General features: G+C 66.4%; 26 protein-coding genes, 2 tRNA genes, 2 pseudogenes and 1 other annotated feature. Of the genes and pseudogenes, 19 read left to right on the top strand and 11 right to left on the bottom strand.

The features are described 5' to 3' along the window. The first annotated feature begins 55 nt into the window (after positions 1 to 55). On the top strand, positions 56 to 919 hold the full coding sequence (locus ABZ863_RS30050) for an IS982 family transposase (protein ID WP_358542497.1): 864 nt from the start codon (positions 56 to 58) through the stop codon (positions 917 to 919). 19 nt (positions 920 to 938) lie between these two features. On the opposite strand, the gene ABZ863_RS30045 is transcribed toward ABZ863_RS30050, so the two are convergent. Both ABZ863_RS30045 and ABZ863_RS30040 read right to left on the bottom strand, forming a co-directional pair. Then, positions 939 to 2129: an IS110 family transposase gene (locus ABZ863_RS30045; protein ID WP_358542468.1), complete on the bottom strand. Its 1191-nt coding sequence runs from the start codon at positions 2127 to 2129 to the stop codon at positions 939 to 941. A gap of 369 nt (positions 2130 to 2498) precedes the next feature. Next, positions 2499 to 2942 (bottom strand): hypothetical protein, encoded by a 444-nt coding sequence (locus ABZ863_RS30040; protein WP_358542465.1) that lies wholly within the window; start codon positions 2940 to 2942, stop codon positions 2499 to 2501. Between the two features lie 1103 nt (positions 2943 to 4045). Between ABZ863_RS30040 and ABZ863_RS30035 the strand changes: the two genes are divergently transcribed. Next, positions 4046 to 4291: a hypothetical protein gene (locus ABZ863_RS30035; RefSeq protein WP_358542462.1), complete on the top strand. Its 246-nt coding sequence runs from the start codon at positions 4046 to 4048 to the stop codon at positions 4289 to 4291. A gap of 272 nt (positions 4292 to 4563) precedes the next feature. Here the strand turns inward: ABZ863_RS30035 and ABZ863_RS30030 are convergent, their stop codons facing one another. Continuing rightward, a complete protein-coding gene (locus ABZ863_RS30030) occupies positions 4564 to 5493 on the bottom strand; it encodes an NAD-dependent epimerase/dehydratase family protein (protein ID WP_358542459.1) in 930 nt (309 codons plus the stop codon). A gap of 13 nt (positions 5494 to 5506) precedes the next feature. Continuing rightward, complete coding sequence (locus ABZ863_RS30025; protein WP_358542457.1) at positions 5507 to 6364, bottom strand: sigma factor-like helix-turn-helix DNA-binding protein; 858 nt, start codon at positions 6362 to 6364, stop codon at positions 5507 to 5509. Between the two features lie 124 nt (positions 6365 to 6488). Here ABZ863_RS30025 and ABZ863_RS30020 point away from each other — a divergent pair, with 124 nt between their 5' ends. After that, on the top strand, positions 6489 to 7640 hold the full coding sequence (locus ABZ863_RS30020) for a site-specific integrase (protein WP_358542455.1): 1152 nt from the start codon (positions 6489 to 6491) through the stop codon (positions 7638 to 7640). 53 nt (positions 7641 to 7693) lie between these two features. Here ABZ863_RS30020 and ABZ863_RS30015 read toward each other — a convergent pair. Beyond that, positions 7694 to 7766, bottom strand: a tRNA-Arg gene (locus tag ABZ863_RS30015). Positions 7767 to 7922: 156 nt separating this feature from the next. Between ABZ863_RS30015 and ABZ863_RS30010 the strand changes: the two genes are divergently transcribed. The 8 genes from ABZ863_RS30010 (at position 7923) to ABZ863_RS29975 (ending at position 15211) form a co-directional block, all read left to right on the top strand. Beyond that, complete coding sequence (locus ABZ863_RS30010; RefSeq protein WP_358542452.1) at positions 7923 to 8573, top strand: response regulator transcription factor; 651 nt, start codon at positions 7923 to 7925, stop codon at positions 8571 to 8573. 57 nt (positions 8574 to 8630) lie between these two features. Next, positions 8631 to 9326, top strand: a complete 696-nt coding sequence (locus ABZ863_RS30005) for a response regulator transcription factor (RefSeq protein WP_358542450.1) — start codon at positions 8631 to 8633, stop codon at positions 9324 to 9326. Between the two features lie 98 nt (positions 9327 to 9424). Next, positions 9425 to 10750: a HAMP domain-containing sensor histidine kinase gene (locus ABZ863_RS30000; RefSeq protein WP_358542494.1), complete on the top strand. Its 1326-nt coding sequence runs from the start codon at positions 9425 to 9427 to the stop codon at positions 10748 to 10750. A gap of 80 nt (positions 10751 to 10830) precedes the next feature. Then, a complete protein-coding gene (locus ABZ863_RS29995) occupies positions 10831 to 11628 on the top strand; it encodes a DeoR/GlpR family DNA-binding transcription regulator (protein ID WP_358542448.1) in 798 nt (265 codons plus the stop codon). Then, complete coding sequence (gene galT, locus ABZ863_RS29990; protein WP_358542445.1) at positions 11625 to 12710, top strand: galactose-1-phosphate uridylyltransferase; 1086 nt, start codon at positions 11625 to 11627, stop codon at positions 12708 to 12710. The genes ABZ863_RS29995 and galT overlap by 4 nt, the downstream gene beginning before the upstream one ends. Positions 12711 to 12778: 68 nt before the next feature. Beyond that, positions 12779 to 14263: a trypsin-like peptidase domain-containing protein gene (locus ABZ863_RS29985; RefSeq protein ID WP_358542444.1), complete on the top strand. Its 1485-nt coding sequence runs from the start codon at positions 12779 to 12781 to the stop codon at positions 14261 to 14263. 236 nt (positions 14264 to 14499) lie between these two features. Further along, the gene (locus tag ABZ863_RS29980) at positions 14500 to 15000 is read left to right on the top strand and encodes a MogA/MoaB family molybdenum cofactor biosynthesis protein (RefSeq protein WP_358542441.1); all 501 of its coding nucleotides are present in this window, start codon (positions 14500 to 14502) and stop codon (positions 14998 to 15000) included. Positions 15001 to 15010: 10 nt separating this feature from the next. Next, positions 15011 to 15211, top strand: coding sequence for a hypothetical protein (locus tag ABZ863_RS29975; protein WP_358542438.1), 201 nt, complete (start codon positions 15011 to 15013; stop codon positions 15209 to 15211). 9 nt (positions 15212 to 15220) lie between these two features. Here ABZ863_RS29975 and mscL read toward each other — a convergent pair whose 3' ends face one another. From mscL to ABZ863_RS29955, 4 genes are all read right to left on the bottom strand, one after another. Then, entirely contained in the window at positions 15221 to 15622 is a 402-nt protein-coding gene (gene mscL / locus ABZ863_RS29970; protein ID WP_358542436.1) for a large-conductance mechanosensitive channel protein MscL, read from the bottom strand. Between the two features lie 28 nt (positions 15623 to 15650). Next, entirely contained in the window at positions 15651 to 16304 is a 654-nt protein-coding gene (locus ABZ863_RS29965; protein WP_358542435.1) for an SAF domain-containing protein, read from the bottom strand. A gap of 141 nt (positions 16305 to 16445) precedes the next feature. Beyond that, positions 16446 to 16760: an FmdB family zinc ribbon protein gene (locus ABZ863_RS29960; RefSeq protein WP_358542433.1), complete on the bottom strand. Its 315-nt coding sequence runs from the start codon at positions 16758 to 16760 to the stop codon at positions 16446 to 16448. Between the two features lie 90 nt (positions 16761 to 16850). Next, the gene (locus ABZ863_RS29955) at positions 16851 to 17453 is read right to left on the bottom strand and encodes a 5-formyltetrahydrofolate cyclo-ligase (RefSeq protein WP_358542430.1); all 603 of its coding nucleotides are present in this window, start codon (positions 17451 to 17453) and stop codon (positions 16851 to 16853) included. Between the two features lie 24 nt (positions 17454 to 17477). On the opposite strand from ABZ863_RS29955, the gene ABZ863_RS29950 reads away from it, so the two are divergent. The 5 genes from ABZ863_RS29950 to ABZ863_RS29930 all read left to right on the top strand — a co-directional run bounded on the left by ABZ863_RS29950 (position 17478) and on the right by ABZ863_RS29930 (position 21447). Beyond that, entirely contained in the window at positions 17478 to 18380 is a 903-nt protein-coding gene (locus ABZ863_RS29950) for a UTP--glucose-1-phosphate uridylyltransferase (protein ID WP_358542428.1), read from the top strand. Next, positions 18380 to 19651, top strand: a complete 1272-nt coding sequence (glp, locus tag ABZ863_RS29945; RefSeq protein WP_358542425.1) for a gephyrin-like molybdotransferase Glp — start codon at positions 18380 to 18382, stop codon at positions 19649 to 19651. The genes ABZ863_RS29950 and glp overlap by 1 nt, the downstream gene beginning before the upstream one ends. Before the next feature lie 11 nt (positions 19652 to 19662). Then, positions 19663 to 20343 carry a GNAT family protein gene (locus ABZ863_RS29940; RefSeq protein ID WP_358542422.1) on the top strand — a complete coding sequence of 227 codons (681 nt, stop codon included), beginning with the start codon at positions 19663 to 19665 and terminating at the stop codon, positions 20341 to 20343. 190 nt (positions 20344 to 20533) lie between these two features. Next, a complete protein-coding gene (gene glpR, locus ABZ863_RS29935; RefSeq protein WP_358542420.1) occupies positions 20534 to 21319 on the top strand; it encodes a gephyrin-like molybdotransferase receptor GlpR in 786 nt (261 codons plus the stop codon). A gap of 55 nt (positions 21320 to 21374) precedes the next feature. Further along, positions 21375 to 21447, top strand: a tRNA-Ala gene (locus ABZ863_RS29930). A gap of 78 nt (positions 21448 to 21525) precedes the next feature. Here the strand turns inward: ABZ863_RS29930 and ABZ863_RS29925 are convergent. Both ABZ863_RS29925 and ABZ863_RS29920 read right to left on the bottom strand, forming a co-directional pair. Further along, positions 21526 to 21894 (bottom strand): hypothetical protein, encoded by a 369-nt coding sequence (locus tag ABZ863_RS29925; protein ID WP_358542418.1) that lies wholly within the window; start codon positions 21892 to 21894, stop codon positions 21526 to 21528. A gap of 1 nt (position 21895) precedes the next feature. After that, on the bottom strand, positions 21896 to 22051 hold the full coding sequence (locus ABZ863_RS29920; RefSeq protein ID WP_358542416.1) for an excisionase family DNA-binding protein: 156 nt from the start codon (positions 22049 to 22051) through the stop codon (positions 21896 to 21898). Between the two features lie 59 nt (positions 22052 to 22110). Here ABZ863_RS29920 and ABZ863_RS29915 point away from each other — a divergent pair, with 59 nt between their 5' ends. The 3 genes and pseudogenes from ABZ863_RS29915 to ABZ863_RS29905 all read left to right on the top strand — a co-directional run. After that, positions 22111 to 22437, top strand: coding sequence for a hypothetical protein (locus ABZ863_RS29915; RefSeq protein ID WP_358542414.1), 327 nt, complete (start codon positions 22111 to 22113; stop codon positions 22435 to 22437). Beyond that, positions 22398 to 22526: a sequence feature (AL1L pseudoknot), on the top strand. It overlaps the preceding gene by 40 nt. Before the next feature lie 102 nt (positions 22527 to 22628). Then, a pseudogene (locus tag ABZ863_RS29910) lies at positions 22629 to 22736 on the top strand (IS3 family transposase); the annotation flags it as partial. Positions 22737 to 22773: 37 nt separating this feature from the next. Beyond that, positions 22774 to 23115 (top strand): annotated as a pseudogene (locus tag ABZ863_RS29905) (DDE-type integrase/transposase/recombinase); the annotation flags it as partial. Positions 23116 to 23137: the final 22 nt, after the last annotated feature.

Raw genomic sequence — 23137 nt, 5'->3', positions numbered from 1 at the left:
GAGGTAGGCGGAGGGCTTCGAAGATCGTTTTGTGACGAACAATCTGGAAGCCCTCCTGACCGAACTGTATGTGTTCTGCGATGACCATGTGGTGTTGACCCGCCGGGGCCGGGGCCGCAGGCCCCGGTTAACCGACGCCGAGCTGGTGACGCTGGCGGTGGCCCAGGCGCTGCTGGGCTATCACTCTGAGCACCGCTGGATCCGGTTCGCGCTGGTCAACCTGCGCGGCATGTTCCGTTACCTACCCAACCAGCCGGGCTATCACAAGCGACTCAAGGCCGCCCAGCCGTTGCTGAGCAAGGCCATCGTGATGCTGGCCGAGCAAGGCCCGTCGTGGTTCGACGACGTGTGGATGACCGACGCCACTCCGGTGCCCTGCGGGATGTCGCGGGAGACGGTCAAGCGCTCGGACCTGGCCGGACACGCCGGCTACGGCTACTGCGCCTCGCACTCGCGTTTCTACTGGGGCCTGAAGCTGTATCTCGTCTGTTCCGGGGACGGCATGCCGATCATGTGGTGCCTGGCCAATCCGAAGCTCGGCGAACGCGAGGTGGTGGCTGCGCTGCTGGAACACAACCACCACCTCATCCGCGACGGGCAGATCCTGCTCGCGGACAAGGGCTTCGCGGGCAAAGAATTCAAGCAGCTCACCGAGGCCATGGGGCTGCGGCTGCTGCGACCGGACCGCAAGGACGAGACCCACACCAACGGCAACCTCGGCGGCGTCCGCCAGTGGATCGAGTCGGTCAACCAGACCCTGAAAGGCCAACTCGACCTGGAAGCCCACGGCGGCCGCACCCCAGCCGGGGTCCTCACCCGCATCGCCCAGCGCCTGCTCGCCATGGCCGCCGGCATCTGGCGCAACTGGAACACCGGCGTCATCAGCAAACGATCACTGACCGCCTACGACTCTCAATGAAGTTGTCAAGGCGATCTTTCTATGCGGCTTGGGCTTGAGGCGGCTTCAGTTCGTAGCAACGCCCCTCGCGTAGCAGCACCCACAGGACGTTCACTCGGCGTCTTGCCAGGGCGAGCACCGCCTGGGTATGGCGTTTCCCCTCGGCTCTTTTGCGGTCGTAGAACCGCCGGGAGTTGGGGTTGCAGCGGATGCTGATCAATGCCGAGGTGTAGAACACGCGTTGCAGGCCGCGGTGGTAGCGGCGAGGCCGGTGCAGGTTGCCCGACACCCGGCCGGAGTCGCGAGGAACGGGCGCCACCCCGGCAAGGCTGGCAAGGCGGTCAGCGGAGCCGAAGGCGTCCATGTCTCCGCCGGTGGCGGCGAGGAACTCCGCACCGAGCAGGATGCCGATGCCGGGAAAGCTGGCGATCACGTCGGCGGCAGGGTGGCGGCGAAACCGGTCCTCGATGAGCTGGTCGATTTCCTTGATCTGCTCGTCGAGGGCCATCACCCCCTCCGCGAGCCTGGCCACCAACTGGGCGCCCAGTTGCTCACCGGGCAGGCTCGTGATCTGAGTTTCCGCGGCCTGCACCGATGCGGCCGCCAGCATCGCGGCCGAGCGGACCCCGTGGTCGCGCAGCCACGCGGTCACCTGCTCGACGCCGGCCTCCCGCAACGCAGCCGGTGTCTGGAAGCCGGTGAGCAGGACCAGCGGTCCCTGGTTACGCAGATCCAGTGCGCGTTCCAACGCGGGGCTGATGGCCAGCAACCGATCATGGAGCCGGTTGGCCGCGCGGGTGCGGTCGGAGACCAAGTCCTGGCGGCTGGCGACCAGCATGCGCAGCTCGACGATCAATTCCTCGTCAGCGCGCAACACGGCCAGGTCTCGGCGCATGCGGGCCTGGTCGGCGATGATGTAGGCGTCCTTGGCGTCGGTCTTGCCCGCACCCCGGTAGGAGCTCGCGGCCCGGTTCACCGCCATACCCGGCACATATACGACCTTCTGGCCGTGGGCCAGCAGCAACGCCACCAACAGTGCGGACTCGCTGCTATGCAGGTCGATCGCCCAGGTCACCTCGGTGGCCAGAGAGCTGACGTCCCCGATCAGGGCCAGCAGATCGAGTTCATCGTTGGTCACACGTCGCGACAACACCTTCTCGCCACCCGCATCCACCACCACCGCATGATGGTGTCGCTTGCCGATGTCCACTCCAGCCCATGCCCGGTCCAATCAGGTCTCCTCACACTCAACGCTGTGCTCACGTCCCGAGACGACCTCGCCGGCAGGTCCCTATTCAGCGATGATCCGCAACTCTCAATCAGCAGCCGAGCCGTCGTGGAGGGGCCGGGCGGCCAGTCGAAGGGAGCCACCATCGGGCAGACCACTGAAAGCCACACCCGGCCCTTCCGGGACATCCGAGCCGATCACCAACCCGGACGCTTCCAAGATAGGGACCACTGAACACCAACTTCACGGAATCGATCATCTAGATCGACAGGCCGACAACTCCGTCGCGGCGCCTCACAAACATCCAACTGCTCCGCCCTGCCAAGGGAAGGAACGGAGGCCGGGAAACGACTGACACGAAATGCTGTAGCCCTATCCCCGATGCGTGTTGAGTTCATTTTCAATTTCCCTAAATTTTCTTATCAGTCCTCGCATCTCACTCAATTCATCCTCGAATTCAACCCTTTGAACAAATTCGCGTTGCCGGTCCATGCCCTGGGACCACATTTGCGAAAGAAAGCTTCCGACCCCAAAGAGTGCACCAACAACCAGTGCAACACCCAGTTCTTTGCCGCCCTCCCATAGAATTGTGATGAGCACGCCCGTAGCGAAAGCACTGAGATGCCACAGTGCGAAGATTATGCTTATCGCGCCGGTGTGAACCGGTCTAACCCACCGCCACGGGCCAATCTTGATTCCCCACGTATGGATCGCAGAATTAATTTCGTTGTATCGTGCGACAATGCGGTCCCGCTCTACCAGAAGGTCAGCTTTGTCGATTTCGCGATCAATTGTATCTCTGTCAGCGGCAGTCATCGTCTCCCCTAGGTTCCACAGATGATCAATGCATCGCGATTGGAGATCTTTCGTTACAGCTGGTTCCGAATGAGCTACCAATCAAACGAGGTCCTTTTGACCTAGTTTGGATGACTGGCGATCAGGTGCGGGCTCCCCCGCCTACCACGCTGACCTGTGGGAACGATCACGACGCTCGCCGTCGTCCACTTATGCGCTGCGCCGGTTGCATGTTGGACAAATGTTGGCCGCAGAAGAACCCCCGGCAACCTTCTTCGCCGTCTCCCGCGTCCTGCGCAACTGCAGCCAGCATGTCACCAGACCCTGCTGGCCTTTGTATCGATGCCCTACCGACGATGGAGCCTGCGCTGTACTCGGTCTGGATTTGCTGCAAGACTGCAGCAAATCCACTCCTCACACAGAGTCTCTTTCGATACCGTCCAACCGTGCTTCTCCTGTCCCGATTCCGCAGAGAGCGAAGAGAGCGAACCGAAGATGAGAAGTGGAAGGACGAGGCTTCACGCACTCGACACTTCGACCGTCTGCTTAGGCAGGTAGGACGTCTCCTGGTGCTCGCGAATCGCCTAGTACTCCGAAGAAAGTACCTGTACCCAGAGATTGAGGTTCTGCTTCACTATAAAACAAGCCGTCACGATCTTGAGCGGATAAATGATATGCTGGCCCAGCGAATAACTGCGCCAAGATTCTTACTTCCGGTCTTCCTTCTACTATTACTCACTTTTTCCATAATTACCACGCTGCTCTTCGGTGAAGAAAACATTATAGTTGTCAATGCTCTGCGAATAGTCGTATATCTTCTCTTGGCTCTGGCGGCAGTAGGTACGTCCGTGCTGTTACTTTCCACCACTCGACTGTTGGCCGAAGTTACGTCAGTTTTAGGTGCACTGAACACACTACGCCGACCACTTTGCTTGGCGCCGCAGACGTCCCACGTCGCAGCCCTTGGCATTAGATCGGAGAGAATGTCCGCTCGAGCTCTACTGCGAAGTAGCGCTCGAGATATCGTCAGGTTTACCGCCCGTACGGCCGACTGCAAGCCAGGCGATCCTGAATTCGAAAAATGCGCCAGGCTAGGAGTCTGGATCTACTGGACAACAGATGACGTGAACGATGTTTCCCGAATTCATTGCGCCATTCGAGCGACTAAGCAAATGGTCTTTCATTTGATGGATGAAAACATTTGGGAAGTTCCTGAAATTGCTGCGCCCCCCAGTGCTGCGCGCGTCCTTCCGCCAACGAAAGGCCAGCGTATTCGGAGCGGGTTCGTCCACACCATTCAGGCCGGATTTGCCACGGCCGTCCTGGGTTTGCTCGCTGCGATCTTTGCACTTACAACCAAGTTGATCTAGTGGATGGTACGCATTGGGCCAACCACGGACCCGCACCCGAACGCGTCACCCAGCCATCCTGGAGACCTGCCCGCCCGGCGAGGGCATCTTTCAGCTCTTCCTATTCGCGGTCCTCCGGAGAGAGGTCGCTGGCCATCGTCACGGCCGACGCCCGCGGAGGACCGGCGCCAGCCGCACGCCTCCGCTGGGGCGTCGGCCATGAACGCAGTGGCCAGCGGCCCCGGAGGGGCCGCCTTGAACAAGTAAGGAAACTCTGAACACGGCGGCGCTGACTAGGCGTCAGGCAGCGTGGTGGTCATGGCCTCCCAGCCGTCCGTGATGATCCTGGCCAGGGACGAGCGATAGGGAGACCAGCCGAGTTCCTGTTGGATGCGCTGGACATTGGGGACGACGCGCTCGACTTCTTCGACGGGCGGCTTGCGCTCGACAGCGATGGGGTTGCCGGTGATCTGTTCTGCGACTGTGATGATCTCGGTAACACTGGCTCCCTGACCGCTGCCAACGTTGAACAACGCTGACGGACTTGAGGGCCCGGTCTGGAGCGCGGCTATGACCGCATCAGCGGCATCCTCGACATGCACGTAGTCCCGAACTGAGTCTCCGGCACCGTTGACCGGAACCGGCTGCCCGTCCCTGGCACTGGTGAGTACCCGCGGAATGATCGGCTTGTCATCGCGGTCGTAGATTTCTCGGAACCCACCCGCGATGTTCGCGAGGCGCAGGATCGTAGTGCGACATGCGCCCGTCTTGGCGGCGGCCAGCAAAGTTTGCTCCGCTTCGAGCTTCGACTGTGCGTAGGGGTTTCGCGGGTCGGTGGGCGAGCCCTCGTCGGGATCGCCTTGCGGACCATAGATCGATACTGTCGACGCGAAGACGACGTGCGTATACGGGTCGGCGTGTTTAAGTGCAGAGATCAGCGCGGTAGTGCCGTCGACGTTCGTGGCGCGGCAGTCGCCTTCATTGCCTTGGGAATCGCGAATGCTCTTTAACGCGGCGAGGTGCACTATGGCGTCGGGGGACCACTGCTCCACAGTCGCCGTGAGCGCTGCTCGGTCACGGATGTCTACGAATCGCCTTTCGATGTCACCTGGCAGGTCGGGTTCTCGGCGAACGAGAGCTGCGACCGTTTCGTGCTGCATGTGCAGCTTCGTGGCCAGCGTCCTGCCAAGGAATCCACCGGCGCCAGTGATCAGAACACGCACGGGCAGGATCTCCCTACTTGCGCGACGACGGAACTGCGCCGCGGCGCTGAACCTCGGTGAGCGGTTCGCTCTTGGTCAACTCGCGGGTTTCGGGGTCGAATGTGCATGACACCAAGCACGACCAGAGAATGTTCTTGTGAGCCTTATAGAGGCCGGACAAGTTCTCCGAAAGGTACTTCGCCGCACCCCGTGAGCCCGCGGCATGGATACCGGCGGCGTAGAGCCAGAACCCGTTCCCATCTGGCCTAGGCAAGGTACCTAGGTAGCCGTAGTCCTGCGGCAAGCCAGAATCCTCGGGAGACCGGAACTTCTGGCCCGAAGCCTTGTCCTCGAGGTACCAACCGGCGTCGTCCCGCGCGAAGCCGTACTTGCCATCAGCGCTGAGCGCTTGCTCCAACCACGGCGACTGCCGGGGACCACAGGTGATCACGAGGCCATCGCGGTTGAGGTCGATAAAGTCACCGGGCCCCGCATACTCGGTTGCTACTTCAAGCCCCACGCCCTGGGCCAAGGTGGTCATCCGCTCGATGAACTCTGCGTCTTCACGGTGCACGACCGGGCGCTCCTTCCCCTCGGGGTACGGAGCCTTCTCCACAGGCACGACGATCGTGACGGAATCACCGCCGCTGAGCAACGCACGCTCAGGCTTGCGGCCACTGCCAGCCAGGATCTGCGATACCCGAGACCGGGTCATCCCGAGCATCTTCGCGATGTCCGACTGATTGATGCCTGAGCGCTGCATGTCCTGGATCGCTTCACGTCGCAGGCGTGTCAGCTCAGACATGAGGGCCTGCTGTTCGTCGATGAGCTCACTGATACGCAGGGCCCGCGCGTGCGGGTCTTCAATGCGCTGAACAGCCGCGATGTCCATAGCTCGCCTCCTCTGCTGTCAAGGCCACTCTACCAACCAGGGGTTACCCCTATGAACCCTCTCGAACACCCGCCTCAACAAGTTGTGTTTAGGGCTATTGACACTAGCCGATCATGGTGGTTGTATGGCGTCATACCAGTTAACAGGGCGCGTTAAGGCCCCTACACAAGGAGCAGTCGATGAGGAACATCCCGATCAACCTGAGTGGCTACAAGCTGACGGTGGCGGAGGCGCGGAGCGAGTAGGGGAGTCCCGGAAGAAGGCCGAGTACAACCTGCTGCAAGCTCTACGGGATCGTGCTCGCCGTTCGAGCGATGGCGAGATCAAACCGGAGACCAAGGTATCCGCCGCTGCCGAGATGTGGCTGCGGTCGGTGGACGAGTCGGACAAGGCTCCTCGCACGAAACGGGAGTACCGGGATACCTGGGACCGCTACTTGGCCTCACCGGTCGGTTCCCTTCGCGTGAGGGACGTGCGCGTGTCCACCGCGAACCGGGTCATCACCGACATCCGCGATCGGGTTGGTCGTGGGGCCGCCTCGCACGCCAAGGTCGTGCTGTCTGGGATCTTCAGCCTGGTCGTCAGACACGACGCAATGGAGAAGAATCCCGTCCGAGAGATCGAGAGCTTGGGCAAGAAGAAGCGCCGCAAGGAGCGCACGGTCAACGGTCGCACCATCAGTGATGTGTTGGGCGTCTTCCACACATCGCCGGTAGCTGAGCGCTGGGACCTCGTCGACATGGTGGACGTGCTCTCCGGTCTGGGCTGCCGGATCGGCGAGCTGCTCGCGCTCGACTGGGAAACGTCAGTCGACTTCGACGCTGGGACAGTCCGGTTTCACGGGACAGTCATCCGAGTGACGGGGCGAGGGCTGTTCGTCCAGGACCACACAAAGAGCGTCGCGGGGATGCGGACCGTGCGCCCGCCAGCGTGGGTGATGGACATCTTGAAGCGTCGACATGCCGAGTCCGACTCGCCGTGGGCGTTCCCGTCCTCAACCGGCACGCTGCGAGACGCCGACAACACCCGCGCACGTGTCCGCCAGGTGGTCGCCGGTACGCCGTTCGAGGGCCTGCACCCGCATGACTTTCGGCACTACGTCGCTGGCGTCCTCGACGACGCGGGGCTGACCGCCCGTGAGATCGCCGACTACCTCGGGCATGAGCGCATCAGCACAACTCAAGAGGACTACATGGAACGTGGCGTGGTGGGCGAGGGTGCTGGCCCCGCGCTGGCAGAACGGCCACAGGCCACGAAGCCCAAAGACAAGGGTTAAACGTGGGGAGGTTCGCTGTCGATCTCCTGGTCAGCGTTCGACCAGGAGTTTTGCGCCCCCGGTAGGATTCGAACCTACGACACCCGCTTTAGGAGAGCGGTGCTCTATCCCCTGAGCTACGAGGGCATGTGGTACTTCCTACAGCTTAACTGGCGGCCTTTGGCTGTGGGAACCGGACCTTGACTACCCACGGGTTGCTCACTGTAATACCCGTCTACCAGTGGGTAGCCTTCTCCGAATCGGTGCGGAGATCCCGCGCGACCGGCTGCCGGAGGAGTGGCGTTGATCAAGGTGATGTTTGCCGACGACGAGGAGTTGGTCCGGTCGGGGCTGCGGGCCATGATGGCCGTGGCGCCGGACATCGAGGTCGTCGGTGAAGCAGTGGACGGCAGATCGGCTGTCGAGATGGCGCGGCGGTTCCATCCCGACGTCGCGCTCCTCGACATCAAGATGCGTGCGCCTGACGACGGGATCCGTGCGCTGCGCGCAATACAGACGCTGCCTGACCCGCCGACCGTGGCGATGCTCACCACCTTCGACGTCGACGAGTATGTCAGCCTCGCCCTGCGGTTCGGTGCCGACGGATTCCTGCTGAAAGACGTCGAGCCTGCCGTGCTGGTGCGTGCAGTACGCGACCTGGCCCGCGGTGGGGCCGTGCTCGATCCGAGCGTGGCGGCTCGGATGGTCCATGCTCATCGCGACGAGCAGCGCGCCGCGGCACCCGCGCGCAAACTGCTCGCCGCGTTGTCCGAACGTGAGCGGGAGGTCGTCGCGCTCATCGGTGAGGGTCTTTCGAACGCCGAGATCGGCGGGCGCCTGCACCTCTCGGAGGCCACGGTGAAGGGTTACGTCTCCGCCGTGCTGTCCAAGATCGGCGCCGCGAACCGCGTGCAGGCGGCACTGCTCGCCTACCGGGGCGGCCTCGTCGAGTAGCACCCCATCGGGGCATGCGTTAAGGGCAGTCTCAGCTCGAGCGGTAAGACTGTGCACATGCGCATTCTGGTTGTCGACGACGATCGGGCCGTTCGGGAGTCGCTACGACGGTCGCTGGAGTTCAACGGCTACAAAGTCGACGTCGCCAGTGACGGCGCGCAGGCGCTGGAGAAGGTGACCGGCGACCGGCCGGACGCCATGGTGCTCGACGTCATGATGCCGCGGCTCGATGGCCTGGAGGTCGCTCGACGGCTCCGCAGCACCGGCGACGACCTGCCGATCCTGGTGCTGACCGCGCGCGACACCGTCTCCGATCGCGTAGCCGGCCTCGACGCCGGCGCCGACGACTACCTGCCGAAGCCGTTCGCGCTGGAGGAGCTGCTCGCCCGTCTGCGCGCGCTCCTGCGCCGCGCGAACGCGGAGGCCCAGGCAGAGGCGCAGGCCTCCGAAACGCTGGCCTTCGCCGATCTGACCCTGGATCCCGGCACCCGCGAGATACGCCGCGGCAGCCGCCCGATCAGCCTCACCCGCACCGAGTTCGCCCTGCTCGAGCTGTTCATGTCGTACCCGAAGCACGTCCTGACCCGAAGCCGGATCCTGGAAGAGGTCTGGGGCTATGACTTCCCGACATCGGGCAACGCGCTCGAGGTCTACGTCGGCTACCTCCGGCGCAAGACCGAGGCCGACGGCGAGCCCCGGCTGATCCACACCGTGCGTGGCGTCGGCTACGTGCTACGGGAGACGCCACCGTGACCGAGGCACCACCCTCGGCCGCCGACACGACCGAGTACCCGCGTACGGACAACTCGCAGCATCGCAGCGCACGCAGGTTCTCCCTGCGCACCCGGGTCATGTTGCTGGCCGCCAGCTGCGTCGGCTGCGCGGTGGCGCTGGTCTCGCTGGTCGCGTATCTGACCGTCCAGAGCAACATGTACCAGCAGTTCGACGACAGCCTGATCCACCGTGCCGCGGCGGCGGTCAAGAGCACCCCGGTGATCGCGCAGTTCCGCGAGGTGCCCAGCGCGGTACTGGTGAGCAGCGACATCGAGATCGGTCTGCTGCAGGCCAACGGGGAGCTCATCAGGCCGAGCAACGGCACCCCGCCGCCGGCCGGATCGGACGAGCTCGCGGTGGCGACCGGCGCTGCCAGCTACTCGCTCCGCACCGACGATGCGACCGGTATGCGTGTCGTCGCGCTGCCCTCGGGTAACGGTCAGGCTCTCGTCCTCGCCCAGTCGTTGGAGCCGACCCGGCGGACGCTCTCGGACCTGTCGCTGGTGCTGTTCCTCTTCGGCGGCGCCGGAATCATCGTCGCCGCGGTGGCCGGTACTGCGGTCGCCAGAGCAGGCCTGCGTCCGGTCGAGCGGCTGACCTCGGCGACCGAGCGGGTCGCCCGCACCATGGACCTGCGCCCGATCCCGGTGACCGGTGACGACGAGCTGTCCAGGCTCACGCACAGCTTCAACACGATGCTCTCCGCCGTCGCCGAGGCCCAGGAGCGACAACGCCAGCTCGTCGCCGATGCCGGGCATGAGTTGCGCACACCGCTGACGTCGCTGCGCACCAACCTGGAACTGCTGCTGGCGGCGAGCCGCGTGGGTGCCCGGCCACTGTCCGAGCGGGACCGCGTCGACATGGAGGCCGACATCCGGGGCCAGCTCGACGAGCTGACCCAGCTGATCGGTGACCTCGTCGAGCTGGCGCGGGGCAGCGAGCCGCGCACCGAGAACGAGCGCGTCGACATGGTGGAGGTCGTGGAGCGTGCGCTCGACCGTGCCCGGCGCAGGGCCGGCGACTCCACCTTCGACGTCTCGCTGCAACCGTGGGTACTCACCGGCGATCCGGCCGTGCTGGAGCGTGCCGTGCTGAACCTGCTCGACAACGCCGTCAAGTTCTCCCCGCCTGGGACGACGGTAGGCGTCCAGCTGCGCCCGCTCGGCGATGGGACCGCTGTTGTGGAGGTGGCCGATGCCGGGCCCGGCATCGCGGAAGAGGATCTTCCGAAGGTTTTCGACCGCTTCTACCGCTCGTCCGAAGCGCGCACGTTGCCGGGTTCGGGGCTGGGGCTCGCGATCGTCAAGCAGGCCGCCGAGCGCCACGGCGGTGCGGTGTACGCCGGACAGAGCTCCGCGGGTGGCGCGCTGCTGACCATTCGACTGCCCGGAGTGCCGGGCTGAATGAATTGTGTTCATTCGTGTAGGATTTTGTGCAGTTAGGGGTGCAATTCGCGGGACAGGTACCCAGGACGGAGTCGACGGTGCTGGCGCGGCAGCGGCAAGCGGTCATCTTGGAAGAAGCCAGGCGAACCGGCGCTGTCCGGGTGAGTGATCTGGTCGAGCGGCTTGGTGTCTCAGACATGACCGTGCGCCGTGACCTCGACGTTCTCGCCAGCCGTGGCCTCGTCGAGAAGGTATACGGCGGAGCCACCACGATCACCAGTCGCAGCACGGATGAGCCGGGATTCGAGGCGAAGTCCGTGCGCCAGCGCGAGCAGAAGGAGGCGATCGCTGCCGCGGCGGCAGGCTTGGTGCGGCCCGGCACGGCGATCGGCATCTCCGCGGGCACCACGACGTGGACCCTCGCTCGCGCACTCGACGGCATTCCCGGCCTGACGATCGTGACCAACTCGATTCGGGTCGCCGATGTGCTGCGCGACTCCACTCAGCCCGACCGGACCGTCGTGCTCACCGGAGGCGTGCGCACGCCCTCCGATGCCCTCGTCGGGCCGGTTGCGGTGCAGAGCCTGCGCAGCCTGCATCTGGACCTGGTCTTCCTCGGCGTGCACGGTATGGCGGAAGGACCAGGTTTCACCACCCCGAATCTCACCGAGAGTGAGACGGACAGGGCGCTCGTCGAGTCAGGCCGCAGGCTGGTCGTGCTCGCCGATCACACCAAGTGGGGCACCGTGGGCATCTCCACCATCGCCGACCTCGCTGAGGCGAGCGTGGTGGTCAGCGATGACGAGCTGCCCGAGGACGCGCGCCGCATCCTCGCCGAACACGTTGGCGAACTGATCATTGCCCCGGACTCCTCCGGTGCCGGAGCCGGCGTGTGAGAAAGACGGTTCGCCATCTCGCAGACGGGCGCGAGATCGTCTATTTCGACGACACGGCCGGCGCGCCGCCCCGTGTCGCCACCGACACCCGGGATCTGCCCGCCATGGCCGCAGCGTCGGAGATCCGCCGCGACCCGCTGACCGGCGAGTGGGTGGCGATGGCGGCGCACCGCCAGAGCCGCACCTACAAGCCGCCGGCCGATCTGTGCCCGCTGTGCCCGACGCGGCCGGGCCGGCCAAGCGAGGTCCCGGAGGCGGATTACGACGTGGTCGTCTTCGAGAACCGTTTCCCTTCCTTCGCGCAGGATGTCGCCGGAGCGGCCGGCACACTGGATGCCGCGGGCCTCGTCCCGGTCGCGCCCGGAACGGGCCGGTGTGAGGTCGTCTGCTTCACCAGCGACCACGACCGCTCGTTCGGCGAGCTGAGCCGGGCGCGGGTGCGCACGGTCGTCGACGTGTGGGCGGACCGGACGGCCGAGCTGTCCGCATTGGACGGTGTGGCGCAGGTCTTCCCGTTCGAGAACCGCGGCGAGGAAATCGGTGTCACCCTGCACCACCCGCATGGCCAGATCTACGCCTACCCGTTCGTCACCCCACGGACCGAGCGGATGCTCGCCACCGCCGCGGCCTACAGGGCACAGCACGGCAGACACGTGCAGGGCGACGTACTCGCCGCCGAGCGCAAATCGGGGACACGCGTCGTCGCCGAAGGCGAGTACTGGATTGCCTACGTGCCGCCCGCTGCGCGCTGGCCGGTGCAGGTGCACGTCGTGCCACATCGCCAGGTCGCCGACCTCACCGAACTCGATCCCGCCGAGCGCGACGACTTCGCCCGCGTGTACCTGGAGGTGCTGCGGCGTTGCGACGGGCTCTACGACAGGCCGCTGCCCTATGTCGCCGGCTGGCACCAGGGCCCGGTGCACGGTGACCCGGGCCTGTCCTGGCTGCATCTCGAGCTGTTCTCGGTGCTGCGCGGCAAGGACAAGCTGAAGTACCTCGCCGGCTCGGAATCCGGCATGGCGGTGTGGGTGAACGACGCGACGCCCGAGAAGATCGCGCTGCGGCTGCGCGCGGTGAGCTGAAGAATTCTCAAGCCCTTCCCACAGCTCTGGTTCAGCAAGCTCTCAGGCCACGGGCGCATGATGAGCGCATGACGGACAATGACCCCGCAGGCGCGGGCAAGCCGGGCGACCCGGCACCCGGAACCCCGGAGCAGGGTGGGTGGCCGAAGGAGGAGCCGAGCCCGTGGTCGGTGCAGGGCCAGGGTGGTGGCGGCTACCCCTACCAGGCAGGCCCGCAGGGTTCGCCGAACCCGTATCGCGCGCCGGGGCAGCAGGAGCCGGGTAACGCGTACGGCGCACCGGGCCAGCCGGAGCCTGGTCATCAGTACGGTGCGGGGGGTCAGCAGGGCTCGGGAACTCAGCACGGTGCACCGGGCCAGCAGGAGCCGGCCAACCACTACGGTGCGCCCGGCGGGCATGGACCGTCCTACCCGACAGCCACCTATCCCATGCAGGCCATGCGCCCTGGGCCCACGCCGCGGCGGAATGGCCCTGCCAAGCTCGTGGCGGGCGTGGCGGTGCTCGCGCTGCTGGTCGGGGGTGGCGCGGGCGCCGCCGGGGGCTATCTCGTCGCCGAGAACTCGGCGAACGGGACGAACAGCTCCGCCAACGCGCTGAACCAGCCGCAGCCCGCCAAGCAGACCGGCAGCGCCCAGCCGGGCACGGTCGAGGCAGTGGCCGAGAAACTGGGCCCGAGCGTCGTGCAGTTGCAGACCGAGGGGCAGGGTGGAGCTGCCGAGGGTTCCGGGTTCGTCATCAGCAGCGACGGCTACATCATGACCAACAACCATGTCATCGAGAACGCCGCGAACGGCGGCAGCATCACGGTGGTGTTCCCGAACGGCAACCGCGCGAATGCGTCCGTCGTCGGCCGTGACCCCACGACCGACATCGCCGTGATCCGCGCGGAGGGCGCGAACAACCTGACCGCGGTCGAGCTCGGCCGCTCCGATGACCTGAAGGTCGGCCAGTCGGTGGTCGCGATCGGCTCGCCGTTCGAACTGGCCGGCACGGTGACCTCCGGCATCGTGAGCTCGCTGAACCGCCCCGTCACCGCGGGCGGTGGAGGCGACCAGACGACCGTGATGGACGCCGTCCAGACCGATGCCGCCATCAACCCCGGTAACTCGGGCGGGCCGCTGGCCAACATGTCCGGTCAGGTCATCGGGATCAACTCGGCGATCTACAGCCCGCAGTCGTCCCGGGCCCCGGGCCAGTCCGAGGCGGGCAATGTCGGCATCGGCTTCGCGATCCCGATCGACCAGGCGCGCCGCACCGCCGACGACATCATCAAGAACGGGCACGCCACGCAGACGTACATGGGTGCCACCGTCGGCGATGCGCCCTCCGGCGGAGCGGCGATCGGTGAAGTCCAGCAGGGGAGCCCGGCCGAGAGTGCCGGGTTGAAGGGCGGCGACGTCGTCACCAAGCTGGACGACCGCGTGATCGACGACGCCAACACCCTGGTCGCAGCCATCCGCACTCGGGCACCGGGCGAGAAGGTGACGCTGACGTTGTCCGACAACCGGACCCTCGAGGTGACCCTCGGCGGCCAACCGGTTCAGGGCGGCTGATCAACCTTCCAGCAGGCGGAACAGACGCTCGGCCGCCGGGCGGCCGAGACCAGCACCGGACATCGCTGCGCTGATGAGCCGGTATCCGAAGGGCCCACGCGCAACCGGGTTGCCCATCACCCGGTTGCGCGTGGTCGCATGCTGGCCCTTGGACAGTCGATTCGGACACTGTGGACGTCAGAGGCGACCATACGTGGGATCACGCACGGGACTTCCGCTCCACTACGGTGGTGCACATGGAACGGAGTGCACAGCGGCTTGGCCGCGCTCTCGTGGTGATCGTGGACGACCGCGCAGCTCAGGACGAGAACGAGGACACCGCCGGACCGCTGGTGACCGAGCTGCTCGAAGAGGCCGGTTTCATCGTCGACGGCACTGTCGTGGTGCGCGCGGACACCGTCGAGATCCGTAACGCGCTCAACACCGCCGTGATCGGTGGTGTCGACCTCGTGATCACCGTCGGGGCGACCGGCGTCTCGCCGCGAGACGTCACCCCGGACGCCACTGCCGGCGTCCTCGATCGCCCGATCCCGGGCATCGGCGAGGCACTGCGCTCGTCGGGGCTGGCCGCCGGTGCCATCGATGCCGGCATCTCGCGGGGCCTCGTCGGGGTGTCCGGCAGCACGCTCGTGGTCAACCTGGCAGGCTCGCGTGCCGCCGTCCGTGACGGTATGGCGACGTTGTCCTCCCTCCTGTCCTACGTCATCGAAGAACTGTCCGGGCTCGACCAGGACTGACGAACCTCGTGTGACCGTGACCAGCAAGCACCAGCACCGCCCCGATGCGGAACCTCCTGAGCCACCTCGTCGATCCCGGCGCCGCACGATCGACGAGGTATTCGGAGAGGTCCTGCCCGAGACCACGTCGGACGAACGCGACACGCAGCCGAGCCGCTCGTCCACCGACGACTGGTACGTCGAGAACCGCCCACCGCATCACGATCGCTGAGAGCGGCAGTCAGTCCCGGACGCGCTGTTCCTTCAGCAGGTCCCTGATCTCGGCCAGCAGCTCGACGTCGGTCGGTTCCGCGGGTGCGGGCTCCTGGCCGCGCTTGCGTCGAGCCTGGACCCTCTGCACCGGCAGCACGAGCAGGAAGTAGACCACCGCGGCGATGATCACGAAGTTGATCGCCGCATTGATCACCGATCCGAAGTCGAGAAACGTCGAGTCGTTGCCGCTCAGCACGTTGAAGCCGAGGCCCTGGGCCGCGTCCGAACCGCCGATGGCGTTGATCAGCGGCTTGATCAGGCCGTTCGTGAACGCCGTGACGATCGCGGTGAAGGCGGTGCCGATGACCACGGCGACCGCGAGCTCCATGACGTTGCCACGCATCAGGAAATCCTTGAAGCCCTTCAACACGCCCGCTCCCTTCCACATAGGACATTGGCTAGCGGAGGGTAACGGTCACCGGTTGTGCGAGGGAAACCGCCGCCAGGTGCGCAGCGGCGTCCACGGGCACAGCCAGGAGCACGAGTGGAGCGTCGTCCCCGGCGAGCGGTCCGTCCCGCGGCTGGCCGCCCGTACCGAGCACGGTGAGCACCGTGGCCCCACTGGCCAGCAGCTTTTCGCTCTGCTCGGCGGCAGCGAGCGACACCACGTCGACTCGGGAGCCGGGCCGCAGGAGCGCAGCGACGCCCGCGTCGGCCAGCCGCACCGGCACGGTCGCGGTGCCAGGCGGGGTGACCTGCTTGCCGACGAGTCGCACATCGGTCAAAGGTTCACCTGCACGGGCGATGCCGACGAGCAGCCTGCCGTCGATCTCGGCAGGGTCGGTGAGCGCGCCGGAAGGGCGCAGGGAGTCGGGTGCCCGCACGACGCGGACGTCAGCAGGCCGCAGGGTGGTGCCGAGCGGTAGATCGCGGGCGGCGACGAGGAGTGCGCTGCCCGGCTCGTCGTCCGCGGTCGCCGGATGGAGTGCGAGCGCGGCGGCGAGCAGGAACAGCAGTGCGGCGAGTGCGCGCCGGACCAGGGTGGCCGGGTGGCCACGGAACAGCGGTAGGAATCGGTGGTGCCACCGGCGGCCCGCAGGCCTGTCGTTCATTGCCGTCGTCCCCCATCGGTCCGGTGTGGGGCGGAGGGGTTCCGCCCTCGACCTCACCGACGCTAGGAACCCTTCCCCAGGCAGGGGAAGCGGCAATTCACGAACCTGTGGATAACCGGGTTGTTGTGGATAACTCGGCCGTCAGGACGCGGCCGCGCTCGTGGTCGAGCTGGACGACGAGGTGGACGACGTGCTCGTGCTGGAGCTCGAGTCCGACTTGCTGCTGTCGGAGCTCTTGGCCGAGCCGTTCGACGAGCTGCCGCTGGACGAGCTGCTCGAAGACCGTGAGTCGGTCCGGTAGAACCCGCTGCCCTTGAAGATCACGCCGACGGAACCGAAGAGCTTACGCAGTGTTCCGTTGCATTCCGGGCACTCGGACAGGCTGGCGTCGGAGAAAGACTGGACCGCCTCGAACTGGTGGCCGCAGTCTTTGCAGGCGTACTGGTAAGTCGGCACGGGGGCTCCTTCACGCGTTGGCACTCGACTCCTAAGAGTGCTAACCCAATTTTGCTTGATGGCATTCCGCCGGCGCAATCGAGGTCCGGGTCACACCGCGTCCGGGCAGGGCAGCCGAACCAGCCCGTGACCAGGCGTGAGCGCCCCGGTCATCCGGATGTCGTGGGGTTCGGCCGGCAACCGGTCCACCAGCTCGCTGTCGCGGATCACTGCAACCAGCCCGGTGTCCGGCGCCGCGAAGGGAAGGGACCGGTCGTAGAAGCCGGCGCCGCGGCCGAGGCGTACGCCACGGCGATCCACCGCGAGCGCTGGCAGCAGGACGAGGTCGGCGGCGGCGATGCCGCGCGGGCCCAGTCGCGGCCCGGTGGGCTCCAGCACACCCCGGAAACGGCCGGTGACCAGGCCGGACGCCCCCGTGTACTCCGCCCAGTCCAGCGGCGCGGGCGTCGGTGGGACGACAGGCAGCAGCACCCGGGCGCCGCGGCCGCGCAGGACATCGAGCAGCGTGATCGAGCCGGGTTCGTCGCCGAAGGGGACGTAGCAGCAGACGGTATCGGCGGTGAGGCTGGTCACGGCCTCGGCGAGCGCGCCGGCTTCGGTCGCCCGCCGCTCGGCGGAGATCGCCGCTCGTTCCGCGGTCAGCCGCGCCCGCCATTCTCCCTTGCTGAGCTTGTCATTAGCGGGTTCGTACACCGGATCAGGTTAGGCTTTGCGCCCATGACGGGCGCCACGACTGACACCACCTTCCGAACCGCCATCGTTCCGGCAGCGGGCCTGGGCACGAGATTCCTGCCCACCACCAAGGCCGTGCCCAAGGAGCTGCTGCCGGTCGTGGACACCCCTGGTATCGAGCTCGTCGCGAACGAGGCGGCGCAGGCGGGGGCGAAGCGGATGGTGATCGTCACGTCGCCGGGTAAGGAATCCGTCGTCGGCTACTTTCGGCGCAGGCCGGAGCTGGAGGAAACCCTCGAACGCAAGGGCAGGACCGACCTGCTGGAGAAGGTGCGGCGCGGCCCCGGCCTGCTCGACGTCGAGGTAGCGATCCAGGAACAGGCGCTGGGACTCGGGCACGCCGTCGCGCAGGCCGAGCCGAACCTGACGGACGAGGACACGGCCGTGGCCGTGCTGCTGCCCGACGACCTGGTGCTGCCGATCGGAGTTCTCGGCAGGATGGCCGAGGTTCGGGCCCAGTACGGCGGCAGCGTGCTGTGTGCCTTCGACATCCCCAAGGAGGAGATCTCGCCATACGGGGTGTTCGACGTCTCCGACACGGGCGAACCCGACGTCAAGCGGGTGCACGGCATGGTCGAGAAGCCGGCGCCCGAGGAGGCACCCTCGACCTACGCCGCGGCGGGCCGCTACCTGCTGGACCGTGCGGTCTTCGACGCGCTGCGCCGCATCGAGCCGGGCGCTGGTGGTGAATTGCAACTCACCGATGCCGTGGCGTTGCTCATCGCCGAGGGTCACCCTGTGCATATCGTTGTTCACCACGGTGGCAGGCACGACCTCGGAAATCCGGGTGGCTTCCTGCGTGCCGCGGTGGACTTCGCGCTGAAGGACCCGGACTATGGGCCATCGCTGCGCACGTGGCTGGCCGAAAGAATCGAGAACGCCGACTGATGACCGAACGCGACGCGATCCGCGCTGACACGCCGGAAGGCACTGACTTCCGGTCGGTCGACGAGCAGTTGTCGCGCGTACTCGAGGCGGCCGTGCGGCCACGCCCGGTGCGTGTGGCGATCTCGGAGGCCCAGGGCCTGCTCTGTGCCGAGGAGGTGGTCGCCGAGCACGCGCTGCCAGGCTTCGACCAGGCGGCGGTGGACGGCTACGCGGTCCGCAGCGTCGACGTTCGACCGGCGGGACAGGAGCCGGTACAGCTTCCGGTGGTGGGGGAGATCCCGGCCGGTTCCCGGCAGCCGCGCAGGTTGCAGCCGGGCCAGGCGGTGCGGGTGGCGACTGGTGCGCCGCTGCCCACGCTGGCCGACGCGGTCGTGCCCACGGCGTTCACCGACGGTCACCAGGCGAAGGTCACGGTGCAGCGCTCGGTGCCGTCCGCGGCGTATGTGCGGCGGACCGGCGAGGACGTGCAGATCGGCGACGTCGCGGTGCGCACTGGTGACACGATCGGCGCGGCGCAGGTCGGTTTGCTGGCGGCCGTCGGCCGGTCCAAGGTGCTGGTCTACCCCCGGCCCCGGGTCTCGATCATCTCCGTCGGTGACGAGCTGGTCGACGTGGACCGTACGCCCTCGGTCGGGCAGGTCTACGACGTCAACTCCTACGCGCTGGCAGCGGCCGCCCGCGATGCAGGCGCCGAGGTGAGCCGGGTAGGCATCGTGCCGCTCGATCCAAAACGGCTGCGCGAGACCGTCGAGGGCAGGCTGCTCATGTCGGAGGTCGTGGTCGTCGCAGGCGGCGCGGGCGGCGCCACCGCCGACGAGGTGCACGCCGCGCTGTCCGACCTGGGCGGCATCGACCTGCACCGGGTCGGGATGCATCCCGGCTCGGCGCAGGGCTTCGGCAGGCTCGGTCCGGACTCGGTGCCGACCTTCCTGATCCCGGCCAACCCGATGAGCGCGCTGGTCGTGTTCGAGGTGATGATCCGACCGCTGATCCGCGCCGCAAGGGGAACCCGGAACCCGCACCGCAGGATCGTCGACGCGCGCCTGCTCTCACCCGTGACGTCGACGAAGGGCCGCCGGGGTTTCCTGCGCGGACAGCTGCTGCGCGACGAGAGCAACGGCGAGTACCTGGTGCAGCCGCTCGGCACGTCCGGTGCGCATTTGCTGGCCTCGCTCGCCGAGGCGAACTGCCTGATCAACGTGGACGAGGACCTCACCGAGGTCGCTGCCGGCGAGCAGGTCAAGGTCACTTTCCTGGCCCAACGGGCCTAACCTTTCCGGCGATGACCTCGCAGGCGTACGCCGGCCCGTACGGTGCCGAGCCGCGGCATCCCGGTTGGCCGGCCAAGCTGGGCCCGCTCGTCGTGCGTGCGGGCACGGTCGCCCTGCGGCCGATTCGCCTGCGCGACGGCGCGGAGTGGAGCCGGATCCGGTTGCGCGACCGGGAGTACCTGGAGCAATGGGAGCCGACCTCGACCGGCTCCTGGCACGACCGCAACGCCAGGTGGGCCTGGCCCTCGCAGTGGGCGTCCCTGCGCGGGCTGGCGCGCCGGGGACAGTGCCTGCCCTTCGCCATCACGGTGGACGGCGTGTTCGCCGGGCAGATCACGCTGGGCAACGTCATCCGCGCGTCGCTGCGGTCGGCGTGGGTCGGTTACTGGGTGTCGTCGGAGCTCGCTGGTGGCGGGGTGGCCACGGCGGCGGTGGCGCTGGTGACCGATCACGCGTTCGCGGTGGCCGGCCTGCACCGGCTCGAGGCGACCGTGCGGCCGGAGAACGGGCCGAGCCTGCGGGTGCTGACCAAGACCGGTTACCGGCAGGAGGGGCTCTTCCTGCGGTATCTCGACGTCGCGGGCGCGTGGCGTGATCACCTCAGCTTCGCCATCACCGTTGAGGAGATCGGCGACGGCGTCGCTGCGCGCCTGGTGGCCGGTGGTATGGCCCACCGTCCCCCGACGCGTTAACACTTTGTGAGTTTTTCACCCGATCTCGCGATGGTTTTCCGCGATCTGTCCGGCGAGCCTTCGGGTTTTCTGTTACTCCTGTGACTAGCGTGACGACGGTCGGAGTGGAGACGGGAGTGGGGCGGCCACGACGTCTGGTCGCGCGAATCCACGATGAACAGGCAGTACGGGGCGGGGGAGGTGACGGGAGATGCCAAGCTCACTGATCATTGTCGCGCTGGCCGCGGCATGGCTTGTCGTTCTCGTTCCCATGATCGCGCGCAAGCGTCAGGAAATCACACAAACCACCGACTCCGCGCTGGCCGCGCGAGTGGTGCGGAGCGGGAGTGCACGAAGCGAATGGCGAAGGGAGTCCGCCATGACCGGAGACGCGAAAGCAGGCGACGACCTGCCGGACGAGGACCTGGTCGACTCCGCTGACGACGAGGATCTCGACGAGGACTACGACGAGCCGGAGCCGGTTCGCAAGGCCGGCGCCGATGACTCGTCCGGCCGCCGGTACCGGCCCGGCCGTGGCGGGTTCGATCCCGAAGCCGCGGAGATGGCCGCCCGCGCGAAGTACGCCTTCCGCCAGCGGGTCGTGCTCGGGCTGATCCTCGTGGTCGTGGTGACCGCGGTCATCGCAGGATTCGTCCTGCCGATCGTGTGGTGGGCCAACGGCCTCGCCGACGCGACACTGGTCGGCTACCTCGTGTACCTGCGGCGGCAGGTCCGTATCGAGGAGGAGATCCGTCAGCGCAGGCTCGCCAGGTTCAGCAACGCGAACCGCCGCCAGGCGCGGGCGGCCGAGCCGGTCGAGCACATCGAGTTCGTCACCGCGCCGCGGCGCGAGCCAGTGGGCTCCGAACGCAAGCCGGTGCCGACCTCGCGCATCCGTAGGCAGGCGGTCGTGGTGGATCTCGAGGACGAGGACCCCGCGTTCCACGAACTCGACGAACCCGGCAGGCTTCCGTATCGGAGAGCTGTCGGAGAGTAAGGACCCCCTCGCTCGATGGGCATGGCAGGGCTGTTATGCTCATCGAGCTTCACCAGGGGCTGTAGCGCAGTTGGTAGCGCGTCTCGTTCGCATCGAGAAGGTCAGGGGTTCGATTCCCCTCAGCTCCACTGCACGTCAAAGGCCGCCCACAGTAGTGTGGACGGCCTTTTCCATTGTCGTGATAGCAGCAAAGTACAGCAGCGGCGCTACTCATCGAGGCTCTCGCCAAGACGCTTGAGCGTGTCCCGCGTCTTCTTCGACGACGCTTGCGAGTAGATCTCCATCGTCATCGAGAACTGGGCGTGCCGCAGGATGCGCATGATCACGCGCGGGTGCACATCGAGGTCGACCAGGAGTGTGCCGCAGGACCGCCGCCCGTCGTGAACGGTGATCTTCCGGACGCCGGAACGCCATTCTTGGCTGCCTGGTGAAGCGCGACCCACTTCGCGCGTCGGACCGTAGACGTACTTGCGCTTCTTCTCGCCGGTCGGGGTGGTGACCCAGACGTACGCGGCGAAGCCGTTGCGGAACGGGTAGATCGACCCCTCGCCGTTCGCGCGCCCCTTGCCCGCCATCTCAGGCCGCCTCTACGAGTCCGGCGATGTAATCGTCGACCCATTGGGGAAGAACGCGGCGATTGCCGCCGTCCTTGACTGACTTGATCTGTCCCGTGGCTATGAGTTGCTTGGTCTTTGAGAGCCCATAGCCGAGCATTTGCGCCACTTCGGACACGGTGTGAACCGTCGCGGGTTGGGGGCTGCTTCCTGTTTTGAGGGAAGATGGTCGTCATCATGTCGAAGCGTTACCCGCCCGAGGTTCGTGAGAAGGCCGTTCGTTTGGTCTTGGAACGGCTGGATGAGTTCGAGTCCCCGTATGCCGCTGCGAAGGCGATCGGCCCGTTGGTTGATGTGTATCACGAGTTGTTGCGGCTGTGGGTGAAGAGGGCCCTCGCGGAGGGATCTCAGTCGGGTGGCAAGGGAGGGCCGGGGTTGTCGGCGGGTGAGCGTGATGAGTTGCGGCGGTTGCGGAAAGAGGTCCGGGATCTCAAGCAGGCCAACGAGATCCTGAAGCTGGCTTCGGCTTTCTTCGCGCGGGAACTCGACCCGCGACACCGCTGATCGTCGGATTCATCGACGAGTACCGCCAGGTCTATGGCGTGGAGTCGATCTGTCGTGCGCTGTCGCTGCACGGAGTACAGATCGCGCCCAGGACCTATCGCAAAGCCCGCCGCCGGGCTCCGTCGGTCCGGGATATTGCTGACGCTCACGTGGAGCACGGGTTGCGTGAGCTGCGAGGGAAACCGGAGGAGATGTACGGGCGCCGCAAGATGACCCGCTACCTGCGTCGTCAGGGCCATGACGCGGCGTTCTGCACCGTTGATCGGATCATGCGCGAACTGGACATGAACGGCGTGGTGAGAGGCCGCAAGCAGCGCACCACGATCCCTGGCGGGGATGGCGTGCGTGCCGGGGACAAGCTCAACCGCGACTTCACCGCGCACGCGCCGAACCACGTGTTGGGTGGCCGGCTTCACCTACGTCTCGACCTGGGCTGGATGGTGCTACGTGGCGTTCGTGTTCGATGTTCACTCCCGCGCGATCATCGGCTGGACCACGTCGAGCACGAAGACGACCGCGCTGGTGTCCACAGCACTCAACACGGCCGTGTGGCGACGTGGCCATTACGGGCACCCGGTCGAGCCCGGCCTGATCCACCATTCCGATGCAGGCAGTCGATACACGTCGGTGAAGTTCACCGAATCCCTTGCTCTACAAGGACTATCGGCCTCCATCGGCTCAGTTGGCGACGCCTACGACA

The organism is Saccharomonospora sp. NPDC046836 (genome assembly GCF_040645195.1).
Lineage (GTDB): Bacteria > Actinomycetota > Actinomycetes > Mycobacteriales > Pseudonocardiaceae > Prauserella_A.
The sequence above is the reverse complement of the archived record's forward strand: the minus strand, read 5'-3'. Positions and strand labels throughout refer to the sequence as shown.